The following is a 12,356-nucleotide window of genomic DNA, read 5'->3' on the forward strand; positions in this document are numbered from 1 at the left end:
ACGGGGGGACACATGCCGAAATCACGAATGGTCGGTATCGACATCATCCGCATAATCGCGGCATTTCTCGCAGCGTTCTTTCATCTCGCCTACTGGTCATGGGCGCCAGCAAACAGCACCCCCAAGAGCGTTCTGCTCGGCGCGGCCGCGTATCCGGAACTGGTGCCCTATTCCCACTGGGGCGGGATCGGCGTCGATATTTTCTTTGTCATATCCGGCTTCGTCATCGCCTACTCTGCGACGACCGGATCCGCCGTTGATTTCCTGCGCCGTAGGTTTTTGCGTCTGTTCCCTGGCGCAATGATCTGCGCCAGCGCGACCATGCTCGTTGCGTGGCTGATCGGATGGCAGCCTTTGTCTGCGCTGATTAACCGGTTTTGGCGCTCCGTAACTTTCTGGCCGTACGGCCCGTACATTGACGGGCAATACTGGACGCTCGCGATCGAAGTTTCGTTTTACGCTCTGGTTTTGCTCGCTCTTGCCGCCAATCAGCGTTCGAGGCTCGAGATGATCATTGGCGCGATGGGCTGTGCTATCGCGATCATGTGGATTGCCCAATGGGCCTACTCGGGCACAATCAAATCCCCCGTCGCCGGCATCATTGACGCGCGAACCGCGGATATCTTGCTACTTCGGCACGGCGCACACTTCGCGCTCGGCGCCGTCATCTACCATGCCGCAATCGACCGATGGACGTGGACGCGGGGCATGATCGCGGCCGTGTGCGCCACTGGCGCGACCCTCGCAATCTTTATGTCCTGGGGCGCAGCAGCGCACGTTTCCGCTTGGGTCTGGCTTCTGTGCGTTGTCGCACTCTACTTGAGCGCGAAACATGACGGCATAGTTCAGCGCATTTTCCGCCCTATCGCCCCATCAATCGCCGTGGCGGGTCTCGCCACTTATCCGTTTTATTTGCTGCACGACATCATCGGCGCGGCGGCGATCCGGTACATGGTGTTGTCAGGAGTGGAGCGCTTTTCCGCCTTGGCCCTGGCGTTCGTGGCGATTGCCGCTCTGTCAGTTGGCGTGACGGCGGCCGAGGGGGCTATCAGACGCGGGCTATCGCGGATCCTCCTCTTTACCCGCCCATCCTCGAAAGAACTCGAGACTGAACGGCATCGTCGCTTGATTCCCCAACGATAACGGCCAACGGCCCCATAGCATCGATTGCTGAGCGATCAGGCCCAACGGCTATCGTCGGCGTAGTCGGGCGGGATCGGCACCATGCTTCTGCAGCGCAAAACTGGCAAGCCAGATCGACAGTCGATAGGCCGTCGCCGCAACAAGGACCTGCTGGAACTCCAGGCCCGTCAGCGTTACCGGCCCCATATCCGTCTCGATCGCGATCTCGCTCGCTCCGCCGCCCAGATTAATCGCAGCTTGCGCGCCCTTCGAAACCTCATCCCAGCCCTTCATATCGGCATCCGTCGTGCCAAGCCGGTGCACCGCCGCGGGCGTCGGCGAAGTTATAGTCTAATCCGCGTGCAAGTCGTCAACCGTGATCAGCGGCCCGCGAAGCCCGTAGGGACGCAGCACGTCGTTGAGCTCGGCTTCGTTCAGGAAGCGCGTCAAACGGTCGGCGGGCCATGCCGAAACGTAGGCGCCGGCCGCGCCTGCGCCGATCGCAGCGTCGATCACGCATTCTGCTACCTCGACTTCAACTTTTTCAAACCCTTCAACGACGTCTACGGATTCCACGTCGGAGACCGGGCCATCATCATGTTCGCTGAATTGCTGCGGGCCGAATTCGGCCACGACGGCGACGTGTTCCTCGGCCACATCGGGGGCGACGACTTCTTCACCAGCAGCTCCAATACCGTGAAGAACCTCCAGAGCCGTTTGATCGAGGTGAGAGCAAAATTCGCCTCCGCCGCCGAGAGCCTCTATGCCCCCGAGCAGCGCCTGAGCGGCTATCTCGAATGCGCTGGCCGCGACAACGTCGTGACGCGATTCCCGCTGCTGTCCTGCTCAATCGCTATGTTGCATCTCCCGGCAGGCGGACCGGCTGCAACCCCATCGGATGTCGCCCGCGAGCTGGCCGGCCTCAAAACCGCTGCGAAAAAATCGCCGTCCGGGTTGGCGGTTGCCCGACTCGCACTCGGCGCCATCAACACGATCACCGCGGATCCCATCCACGCCGCAGGCTAGCGCCGAGGTATTTGGTTTACCGCCCCGCGCGACGCGGAAGATCGATCGGCAGAAACTCGACACCGGACTGCTGGATCGGCTGCGGATAGAGCTTCATCAGCTCCATCACGTCGATCGGCATCCCGACCTTGACCGGCAGTCCGAGCGACTTCGCCTCTTCGGCCGTCAGCGCGTAGTCGTGCGTCCAATGCCCGCCTGCAAGCTTGTCCGCAATCGCTTCCGCCGCCGCCTGATCGAGACGCGGCGTCAAAAGCTCGACCGCCCCGCGCTTCACCTGCGCCAACGCCTTTTCGCTGACGTCCGCGAGAACCAGCGTCAAGTCCATGACATCCGACACCGGCTTTGAATCGCGCGCTTTCACGATACTCGCGGCCGGCAACCCGAGGATCTGCGGATCGATCGGACCCAGCACGGAAAATTCTCCGAGCACGATCTCGTCCGCCGCAAGCGCGATCAGCGTGCCGCCGGACATCGCATAGACCGGCACGTAGACGGTCACTTTCGCCGGATGCGCCTCGACCGCACGCGCAATTTGCATGGCGGCCAGCACGAGACCACCCGGCGTATGCAGAATGAGATCGATGGGAACCGTATCGGGCGTTTCCTTGATCGCCGCGATGATCGTCTGCGCGTCCTCGAGATCGATGTGCCGCGCGACTGAGAAGCCGAACAGGCGCCGCTGCTCCTGCCGATGGATCATCGTGATGACACGCGTGCCGCCATGTGCCTTCTCGATGGCCCGGATAGCCTGCACCCGGCGCACCGCGAACCAGCGCCCCATCAGCAGCGGCTGAAGCGCCAGGACGATAAAAACGATGAAGATCAGCGATGAGAAGTCCATGCGCACCTCGCCCGGCTATGCAGTGCAGGACGCATCGGGCACACGCACCCAGTGCGTCCCTCGCACTCTAGGCCGGACAGCCAGTTGAGGAAAGCGCGCGGATCAGAGGGGAACGTGCTTAACACCCGCCGCATCGAGCGCTCTGAGACGCCGGCGCAGCACGATGACATAGTAGAGCATGTAGAGGTACTGGAACGTCTCGACCACTTCGCTCGGCCGCGTGAAAAGCCGAGTGTCGAGAACATCCTTCCCGAGATCGTCGACGACCTTGAACGCGAGTGCGATTACCGCCGCCGGGGCGATTACCAACACCGGTGTCAAAAGCGCCAGCAGCGGGCGGCGGAACGTGCCGGTCCAGAGCTGGACGAGCGGCACGAAAATGCCGCCGATGAACATGGCGTTGTCGAACAGGAGCTTCGGGCGCTGGTTGAACCACACCGACGTATTGTGGAGATTGGTTTCCTGCTGGCGATTGATCTCCGACCAATAGGCCGGCGTGTTCCAATTGAAGAAGTGCTGCCCCCAGCTGTGCTCTTCGCCCGCGATGTAGAACGCCGCCAGCGCAAAGAACAGCACCGCGATCCAAAGCAGCGTGCTGCCTTTCACGACCTCGAAGCGCAAGGCCGTGAGGCACAGCACCGACGCGGCGGCCGCGAGAAAGAACTGCGTGAGTTCGAGGAACCCGAAACCCTCCGGCAGCACATACGCCTCATAGAAGGCAGGTGCCGTCGCATGAATCACGAGCACGCCCGCAAGGACGGCGAGCGGGAGATAAAGCCACCACCACGCATCCGACCGATCCGGAGACCAGGCGCGAGCGGGAATGACGTTCAACGGCGGCGGGAGACCCGGCTCAGAAGAAGTGGCGGCCATAGCGCGATCCATTTGAAAAGCACGACAGGGACGCATACCGAACGTGTTGTAAGACATGACAAATAGATGACGCCGCAACAAGGCCGCATCGTCCTTGGCCGGCGTATTCCACACAAGATGGGAACCCGAACGCAACAGACCTTCGCTGTCAGTCCTGCAAGCGTCCGGACGTAGCCTTCACCTTACCAATATGAACTTTTGTTAAGCCGAGCATTATCAGACCTTTGCCCACTTGAATCGATCCGCCAGCCAGCTAACTTCGCGTTCGCCGGACACGAGTAGCCGCCCGCAAGGCCCTGGCAGCCTTAGGGAATGGCCCGCCCGTGACAGCGACGGACGCCAAACGAAGAACTTGTGCTAACGCAAGCCGCACAAACGACGGCTGCGGCGGAGCGATCGGAACGACGCGATCCCTTCAGTCCGATCGCGAGGCACCCAGGGGAGGTTGAAGCATGGCCGCGCTTATCGAAGCGAAGGGGCTGCAAAAGACATTCGGTGCGATCACCGCCGTGAGCAGCATCTCGCTCGCCGTCGAGAAGGGCGAGGTTCTGGGTTTTCTCGGCCCCAACGGGGCCGGCAAATCCACCACGATGAAGATGATCACCGGCTTTCTCGAGCCCGATGCCGGTCAAGCCGCCATCTGCGGGTTCGATGTGCAGGAGAACCCGAAGGCCGCGAAAGCGCAGCTCGGTTACCTGCCGGAAGGCGCACCCGCTTACGGCGACATGACGCCCGGCAACTTCCTGCGCTTTATCGCTGAGATTCGCGGCTTCGAAGGCAGCGAGATCAAGGGCCGCGTCGCGGCAGCCCTCGCCCGCGCCGGTCTCGGCGCCGTCGTCGACCAGCGCATCGAAACGCTTTCGAAAGGCTTCAAGCGCCGCGTCGGCATCGCTCAGGCGATCCTCCACGATCCACCCGTCCTGATCATGGACGAGCCGACCGACGGCCTCGACCCGAACCAGAAGCATCATGTTCGCGAGCTGATCCGCGAGATGGCGCCGCACAAGGCGATCATCGTCTCGACCCACATCCTCGAAGAGGTCGAGGCGGTCTGCACGCGCGCCGTGGTCATCGACAAAGGACGCATCGTCGCTGACGGCACCGCCGAGGATCTCCTGCGCCGCGGACGCGGATACGGCGCCATCGCCATCAAGGTGCGCTTGGCAGATGCCGAACGCGTATCGAAGGCGCTTTCGGGCGTTGCCGAAGTGGCGGGCGTCGAGACCTTCGACAAGACCGGCGACACCATTCGCCTGCGCGCCTTCGCCAAGACCAACACTCAACCCGCCAAAGCCATCGCCGACCGCTTGAGCCGCGAACAATTGCCGTTCGAGGAGATCTATGTCGAGCACGGCCGTCTCGACGACGTGTTCCGCGACATCACAACCTCCACTCAGGCTTGAGCCCGAAGGCACCCGACCTATGCGAGATACCCTGAAAACAGCCTACATCATCGCCAAGCGCGAGTTCGCCGCCTACTTCGCAACACCGCTGGCGGCCGTGTTCCTCACCATTTTCGTGGCCGCGACCGGCGCCTTTGCCTTCTACATCGGCGGCTTCTTCGATCGCGGACAGGCGAACCTCGATTCCTTCTTCGCCTACCACCCCTGGCTCTATCTGCTGCTGGTCCCCGCCGTCGCGATGCGTCTCTGGGCCGAAGAGAGAAAGAGCGGCACCATCGAGTTGCTGATGACGCTGCCGATTTCGCCCTTGGAAGCCATCCTCGGCAAATTTGCTGCCGCCTGGGCGTTTATCGGGCTCGCCTTGCTGCTGACTTTCCCGATGTGGATCACCGTCAACGTGCTCGGCGACCCGGATAACGGCGTCATTCTCACGAGCTACATCGGCAGCTTCCTGGTGGCGGGTGCATTCCTCGCTATCGGCTCCTTCATCTCGGCCCTGACCAAGAACCAGGTGATCGCCTTCATCCTGTCGGCGACCGTCTGCTTCCTGTTCGTGACGAGCGGCATGGAGCTGGTGCAGACGGCACTCCGCGCCTGGACGCCGCGCCTCGTGGCGGACGCTGTCGCGTCCATGAGTTTCCTCACCCACTACGAGGAAATCACCCGCGGCGTCATCGGGGCGGGCTCCATTGTCTTCTTCGTCTCGTTGATTGCCTTCGCGCTGCTCGCCAACGCGATCGCCGTCAGCCAGAAGAAATCCGCCTGAGGTCTGGGGACATATCATGACAAACGTTCTCGCTTCCGTGCGCTCGAACCTCGGCTCCGCCTTCGCGGGTTTGGTTGCCTACGCCTCGCGCCTCACGCCTGCTCGCCTCGCCTGGGGTGGACTTGCGCTCGCCGCCGTCACGCTGCTTTCGATCAACCTCATCGCCTCCGAAACCTTGGGCGGCTGGAAGGCCGACCTCACCGAAGATCGCCTCTATTCGATCTCGCCCGGTTCCGTAACCGTGCTCTCCGCGATCGACGAGCCGATCAAGGCGCGCCTCTACTTCTCGAAGAAGCTTGGCGAGCTGGCCCCGTCCTACGCCCGTTACTTCGATCGCATCCGCACGCTGCTCGAAGAATTCCAGCGCATTTCCGGCGGCAAGTTCCAGCTCGAAATCCTGGACCCTGAGCCGTTCTCCGACGCGGAGGATCGCGCCGTCGCCGCCGGCCTCACCGGCCGCCGCCTCAACGCCGAAGGCGAGACCGGCTATTTTGGCCTCGCCGCCTCGAACGCCACCGACGACCACCAGGTGATCGGGTTCTTCTCGCCGGATCGCGAAAGCTTCGTCGAATACGACATCACCAAGCTGATCCACACGCTCGCGAACCCTAAGAAGCGCCGCGTCGGCATCATGACCTCGCTCCCGCTCGACGGCGGCAAGGCGCCGATGGGCGATCAGCCCACGCCGCCGTGGATGATCATGAGCCAGATCCGCGAATTCTTCGACGTTGAAACCGTCGATCAGGCCGTCACCGAGATCCCCTCCCGCATCGACGTTCTGCTCGTCGCGCAACCAACGACGCTGACGCCGGAAGCCGCCTACGCCATCGACCAGTACACGCTGAAGGGCGGCAAGCTTCTCGTGCTGATCGATCCCGCATCTGAAGCCGCTCAGTTCGAGTTGATGCAGAAGCAGGGCCCGGGCCGCGCCGAATTGGCGAAGCTCCTCAAGACCTGGGGTGTCGACTTCGACGCGAGCAAGGTCGCCGCCGATATTCGCCATGCGCGCCGCGTTCAGTTCGGTCGCGGCGATCAAGGCATGGTGACGGAGTTCGTCGCCTGGCTTGGCCTCGATCAATCGAACATCGACCAGCGCGATGTGCTCTCGAACGGGATCAAGGATTTGAACCTCGCGTCTGCCGGCATCCTGAAGCCGATCGATGGCGCAACCGCCACGATCACGCCGATCCTCACCACCTCTTCGGAGGCGATGGAGATCCCGAGCAGCAAGGTCGGCATGGGCGCCGACCCGCTTGGCCTGATCCGCGCCTATCAGCCCGGCGGCAAGCCGTTGATCCTGGCCGCGCGCATCTCGGGCGAGGCGAAATCGTCTTTCCCGACCGGCGTGCCGAAGCCCGACGCGAAAAAGGATGACAAGAAGCCCGGCGAGACGGCCGACAAGCCGGACAAAAAACCGGTTACGGACGCCCAGGCGGCAGAAGCAAAGCCCGCCGATGCGAAACCCGCCGACACCAAGCCCGGGCCGGACCATGTGGCATCCGGCCGGGTCAACGCCATCGTCATCGCCGACACGGATCTTTTGGCCGACCGCTTCTGGGTCGACAGCCGCGAGATGATGGGACAGGAGTTCGTAGTCCCGTCCGCCGGCAACGCCGCCTTCATCGTCGGCGCTCTGGAGAACCTGACCGGCAGCGACGCGCTGATCGCGCTGCGCGGACGTGGCATCAAGGATCGCACCTTCACCCTCGTCGAGGACCTGCGCCGCGACGCGGAGCGGAAGTTCCGCGAAAAGGAGCAGGTGCTGACCGAGCGGCTCAAGGGCGTCGAGCAGGAGCTTGCCAAGCTTCAGACGTCCGCCGCCGATGGCGCCATCGTGATGTCCGAAAAGGAACAGGCAACGATCGAAGGCTTCAAGACGCAGATGATCGAGACCCGCCGCGAGCTGCGGCAGGTGAAGCTCGCGCTCCGCCAGAGCATCGATCGCCTCGACGGCTGGTTGCAGTTCGCTAACATCGCGCTGGTGCCGCTGCTAATTGCGGTCGGCGGCGTCGGCTGGTCGCTGTGGCGGAACCGCCGCCGCAACCGCCCGGCATCCTGAAAAAACAGAACCTGGAGAAACCAGCGATGACACCGAGACAATTCGCAGTCCTCGCGGCCACGGCAGCCGTATCGCTCGCGGCGGCAATTATCATCTACGGCTCGCGCACCAATTGGACCGTCCCCACCGAGAACGCCGGAAAGCTGTTCCCGAGCCTGCAGAGCGACGCCGCCAAGATCGCACGCGTGTCGATCACCCAGGGCGATAAAACCCTCGTCATCGAAAAGTCCGGCGACCAGTGGCTCATGAAAAGCCGCGACGGCTATCCGGCCGCGACCGACAAGGTGCGCGCGCTTTTGGTGTCGCTCGCCGAGGCAAGCCTGCTCGAACCCAAAACCCAGCGTCCGGACCGCTTCGCTGTGCTCGAAGTCGATGACCCGACCGCAAAAACATCCAACGCACGCTTGATCAAGCTCGAAGACGCGAGCGGCACCGCGCTCGCCGAAATCATTGCCGGAAAGCGCCGCCTGGGTCAGGAGGGCGCAGCCGGAGAAGGCACCTATGTGCGCCGCCCCACGGAAAACCAGAGCTGGCTCGCGAGCACGACCATCGCAGGCGGCGCCTCGCTGCGGGACTGGGCAACGCCCCGCGTGTTCGAGGTCGATGGCCCCAAGGTCGCCCGCCTCACTGTCGAGGTTCAGGGCGAGCAACCCTACGACATCAAGCGCACCGACGACGGAGCCCATGAGCTGGAAACCATCCCGGCCGGCAAGAAGATCAAGTACGTGAACATGATCGACAACATCGTCGAAGCGTCCGCATTCCTCGATCTCGAAAGCGTCCGCAAGGCTTCGCAAGCCTCTGGCGGCGAAGCCGGCTCCGTCTCCTTCCAGACCACCGACGGCCTCAAGATCAAGTTCAAGGTTAGCCGCGAAAAAGATGCAGCCTGGGCGACCATCGAGGCGTCGGGCGAAGGCGACGCCAAGAAGCTGGCGGACGAGATCCAAACCCGCGCCAAGGGCTGGGAGTTCGAGATTGCGCCCTCCAAGGTCGAGACCATGCTGAAGAAGCGCGACGACCTTCTCGAAGATGCGCCGTCTTGATGGCGCATCTTTCCGGATCTCCGGTCAAAAAAGAGATCCCGCTAAACCCGCTCCACGGCAGCGGCGGTTTTCTCCCACGCGGGCGTGCCAAAACGCTCGACCAGAAAGTCGATGAAAAGGCGCGTCTTGGCGGCCAGAAACCGGTTCGGCGCATAGAGCGCGTGGATCGTGATGTCCTGCGGCGGATAGTCGGCCAGCACGATCACAAGGCGTCCTTCATCGAGATCGCCACTAACAAGAAAGCTCGGCAGCCGCGCGATGCCGATCCCCTTTACCGCCGCGTCCCGCAGAGTATCGCCGTTGTTCGAGCTGAGGCACGCTGCGATCGGAACCGTGATCGGCTGCCCGTCCTCGGTCAGGCTCCAGCGCGGCACCGTCGTCGAGTGTCCGTAGTGCAGGCAGCGATGACTGATGAGATCCTGCGGCGTCTTCGGCTCGCCATGCTGGGCGATGTAGTCCGGACTGGCAACCAGCACGACGCGCGCCGACGAGATCCGCCGCGCGATCAGGCTTGAATCGACCATCGCGCCGATCCGCACCGTGACGTCGACCCCTTCCTCGAGCGGATCCACCATGCGGTCCGTCAGCGTCAGCTCAACCTTGAGATCGCCGTGGCGCTCCATGAAATCGGCGATCGCCCGCCCAAGGTAGAGCGTTCCGAACGACATCGGCGCATTGACCTTGAGCACGCCTTTGGGCTCGTCATGAAGCCGCGAGATCTGCGCTTCCGTTTCCGAAATCTGCGCGAGAATGGCCAGGCAGCGCTCGTAGTAGGCCAGCCCCGCTTCCGTCGGCGCAACGCGACGCGTGGTTCGGTCGAGCAGCCGCGCGCCGAGCTCCTGCTCGAGCTGCGTAATCGCTTTGCTGATCGCCGACCGCGTCACGCCGAGGCGGCGCGCGGCCTCCGAGAAGCTTCCGCTTGCCACCACTTTGACAAGCACGTTCATGGCATCCAGCTTGTCCATGGCGTTTCGTGACCATCCTCCGTCGTACGGAGCTTCAGTTGACGGCTGCGGGACTTACGCGAGCAGCGTTTTGAAATTGGTGTAGAGCTGACGCGCGACCGAAGTGTAGAGCGGAAGCCGGCTCGCCACATCCGCTGCGAGGCGATCGACGATCCCCACGCCGAGGCTCGTTTCGAGCGCACGCGCATATTCGGGGATGGCCGCCCAGTCTGCCACCGTCTCACTCGTAACTTCTACATGGCATTGCAGCCCGTAGGCGTGCTTGCCATAGCGGAAAGCCTGGTTCTCGCAAACATCAGAGTGCGCGAGCTGAACGGCGCCATCCGGCAACCGCTGAACCTCCGCACCGTGCCACTGCAAAACCTCGATCGGATCGGGCACACCGGCGAACAGTGGGTCTTTGCGACCGGCATCGGTTTGCGAGATCGTAAGCGTCCCGACCTCCGGCTTGGCACCCAGCCCCACGCGTCCACCCAGCGCATCCGCGAGCAATTGATGGCCGAGGCAGATGCCGAGATACGGCCGACCGAGCTCGGCCACGAACCGGCGGATGGCAGCCTTCTCCGGAACCAGCCACGGAAACAGGTCTTCCTGCCAGACGTCCTGCGGGCCGCCCATGACCATCATCACGTCGAATGCTTCGAGGTCGGGGATCGGCTCGCCCTGGTCAAGTTCCACGGTGTGCCACGTAAAACCGTCCTCCCGCAGGAAATCCCGGAACACGCCCGGATGTTCGACTGCGAGATGCTGCAGAACCAGAATTTTCACGAGCCGCCCCCAGTGCCGATCAAGCGTCCGATGACGATTGACGCCGACACTCACTAAACGCTTGTTTCATCTACGGCACAAGAGTTTCCCTAGAGGAAATGAGAATTCACCCGTTTTTCTCTCTGCAAAACACGCGCGCGCACCACAGCAAGCAAACCTGCAACCGCCAAATATCGCTGCAGCGCAGCGAGAACGAACGGCGTTTTGATACAGGATCGAACCCCGAAGGAGCAGCCAACCTGATATGGTCAGACCAGAAACTTTTTGATTCGGTTGCGCGCCAATAGGAAAAATACCCGACTTTAGGGGGACGCGATCTGAAACCCGCACCAGACAGGCGGACGGGGGAGAGCACGGACGCACCGGAATTGTCCGGCACCGCGAAAGTGGCAGCGCTTCTCCTTGCGATGAACAAGCAGCTCGCCGCTCGGGTGCTCAAACATTTCGATGAAGAGCAGGTCAAGGTTGTCGCCCAAGCGGCCAACGACCTCGGCAAGGTGCCGAAAGAAACCGTCGACACCATCATCGAGGAATTCGCCTACGACATCAAAAACGGCGCGGACCTGACCGCGACCAACGAAAAAATCCAAGGACTTCTCGAAGGTGTTCTGAGCCCCGATCAAATCGCGGCCCTGATGGCGCAGACCGGCACCAAATCGGCGCATGCCGTCTGGCAACACCTCCGCAAAATCCCGGAAATGGCCATGACGCAATACCTGATGAAAGAGCACCCGCAGATTATCGCGCTCGTGCTCTCTCGCGCCGAAGCGACAACATCCGCCAGCCTGCTCAAGATGCTGCCGCGCGCCTTGTCCAAGGACGTGGTCGGCCGCATGCTGAGCCTCAGGCCCGTGCGCGAGCGGCCGCTCGTTCTTCTCGAGATTTCATTTCTGCAGGATCTGCTGCTCAACCGGCGGCGCGACTCCGACGTCCCGACCCACACCCGCTTGGCCGAGGTCATAAACAAAATGGACCGCAAGCTGATGGAGGAATGCTTGCAAGCCGTGGCGACCTACAATGAAAAGGACGCCGAGCTGATCCGCCAGCAGCTGTTCACGTTCGAGGACCTCATCAAGCTACCCAAGCCTTCTCTCGTCACGGTCTTCGACAGCATTGTCCCCGACCTTGTCATCAAGGCGCTCTACGGTGTGCCGAAGCCGTTCCAGGAGCACCTGCTCGAAGCCGTGCCGAGCCGCGCCCGCCGTGCGATCGTGGTGGAGCTCACCGAAGGCCCTCCCGTAAGAACCCGCGAAACTCTGAAGGCTCAGCGCACGATTGCCGACATCGCTCTCGAATTGATCGAGCGAGGCGTCATCGAAACCGCGAGCGAGGAAGAAGCAGAAGAGATTTAGCCCGTCTCTATCGCATCGCTCTTCCGCGGAAATCCGCGCGGAACCCAGGAGCGAAAGCAGCACGACCAATGCAAACCGGTGCCACTCGAATAAGCGCTCAGCCTTACGTTTAATCACCTAAGAGAAAGCGCTAGGTGG

General features: G+C 62.4%; 12 protein-coding genes. 7 read left to right on the plus strand and 5 right to left on the minus strand.

Annotation, left to right across the window (positions count from 1 at the left end; genetic code table 11):
* The first annotated feature begins 12 nt into the window (after nucleotides 1-12).
* Nucleotides 13-1,143, plus strand: a complete 1,131-nt coding sequence (locus RCO24_RS15580; protein ID WP_308963407.1) for an acyltransferase — start codon at nucleotides 13-15, stop codon at nucleotides 1,141-1,143.
* A 48-nt stretch (nucleotides 1,144-1,191) separates the two neighbouring features.
* On the opposite strand, the gene RCO24_RS15585 is transcribed toward RCO24_RS15580, so the two are convergent.
* A complete protein-coding gene (locus tag RCO24_RS15585) occupies nucleotides 1,192-1,416 on the minus strand; it encodes a hypothetical protein (protein WP_308963409.1) in 225 nt (74 codons plus the stop codon).
* A 66-nt stretch (nucleotides 1,417-1,482) separates the two neighbouring features.
* Between RCO24_RS15585 and RCO24_RS15590 the strand changes: the two genes are divergently transcribed.
* Nucleotides 1,483-2,148 carry a diguanylate cyclase domain-containing protein gene (locus RCO24_RS15590; RefSeq protein WP_308963410.1) on the plus strand — a complete coding sequence of 222 codons (666 nt, stop codon included), beginning with the start codon at nucleotides 1,483-1,485 and terminating at the stop codon, nucleotides 2,146-2,148.
* Nucleotides 2,149-2,164: 16 nt separating this feature from the next.
* On the opposite strand, the gene RCO24_RS15595 is transcribed toward RCO24_RS15590, so the two are convergent.
* Both RCO24_RS15595 and RCO24_RS15600 read right to left on the minus strand, forming a co-directional pair.
* Nucleotides 2,165-2,989 (minus strand): ATP-dependent Clp protease proteolytic subunit, encoded by an 825-nt coding sequence (locus RCO24_RS15595; RefSeq protein WP_308963411.1) that lies wholly within the window; start codon nucleotides 2,987-2,989, stop codon nucleotides 2,165-2,167.
* 102 nt (nucleotides 2,990-3,091) lie between these two features.
* Nucleotides 3,092-3,862 (minus strand): hypothetical protein, encoded by a 771-nt coding sequence (locus tag RCO24_RS15600; RefSeq protein WP_308963412.1) that lies wholly within the window; start codon nucleotides 3,860-3,862, stop codon nucleotides 3,092-3,094.
* Between the two features lie 452 nt (nucleotides 3,863-4,314).
* Here RCO24_RS15600 and RCO24_RS15605 point away from each other — a divergent pair, with 452 nt between their 5' ends.
* Genes RCO24_RS15605 through RCO24_RS15620 form a run of 4 tightly spaced genes read left to right on the plus strand, consistent with a single transcriptional unit; the run spans nucleotide 4,315 to nucleotide 9,133 of the window.
* Nucleotides 4,315-5,265: an ABC transporter ATP-binding protein gene (locus RCO24_RS15605; protein WP_308963413.1), complete on the plus strand. Its 951-nt coding sequence runs from the start codon at nucleotides 4,315-4,317 to the stop codon at nucleotides 5,263-5,265.
* Nucleotides 5,266-5,284: 19 nt separating this feature from the next.
* Complete coding sequence (locus RCO24_RS15610; RefSeq protein ID WP_308963415.1) at nucleotides 5,285-6,031, plus strand: ABC transporter permease; 747 nt, start codon at nucleotides 5,285-5,287, stop codon at nucleotides 6,029-6,031.
* Nucleotides 6,032-6,047: 16 nt separating this feature from the next.
* On the plus strand, nucleotides 6,048-8,090 hold the full coding sequence (locus RCO24_RS15615) for a Gldg family protein (protein WP_308963417.1): 2,043 nt from the start codon (nucleotides 6,048-6,050) through the stop codon (nucleotides 8,088-8,090).
* 26 nt (nucleotides 8,091-8,116) lie between these two features.
* Nucleotides 8,117-9,133 (plus strand): DUF4340 domain-containing protein, encoded by a 1,017-nt coding sequence (locus RCO24_RS15620; RefSeq protein ID WP_308963418.1) that lies wholly within the window; start codon nucleotides 8,117-8,119, stop codon nucleotides 9,131-9,133.
* Between the two features lie 41 nt (nucleotides 9,134-9,174).
* On the opposite strand, the gene RCO24_RS15625 is transcribed toward RCO24_RS15620, so the two are convergent.
* Nucleotides 9,175-10,098 (minus strand): LysR family transcriptional regulator, encoded by a 924-nt coding sequence (locus tag RCO24_RS15625; RefSeq protein WP_308963419.1) that lies wholly within the window; start codon nucleotides 10,096-10,098, stop codon nucleotides 9,175-9,177.
* 54 nt (nucleotides 10,099-10,152) lie between these two features.
* A complete protein-coding gene (locus tag RCO24_RS15630) occupies nucleotides 10,153-10,866 on the minus strand; it encodes a type 1 glutamine amidotransferase (RefSeq protein WP_308963420.1) in 714 nt (237 codons plus the stop codon).
* Nucleotides 10,867-11,234: 368 nt separating this feature from the next.
* On the opposite strand from RCO24_RS15630, the gene RCO24_RS15635 reads away from it, so the two are divergent.
* Nucleotides 11,235-12,218, plus strand: coding sequence for a FliG C-terminal domain-containing protein (locus RCO24_RS15635; RefSeq protein ID WP_308963422.1), 984 nt, complete (start codon nucleotides 11,235-11,237; stop codon nucleotides 12,216-12,218).
* Nucleotides 12,219-12,356: the final 138 nt, after the last annotated feature.

The sequence above is a fragment of the Hyphomicrobium sp. LHD-15 genome (assembly GCF_031157355.1).
Lineage (GTDB): Bacteria > Pseudomonadota > Alphaproteobacteria > Rhizobiales > Hyphomicrobiaceae > Hyphomicrobium_C.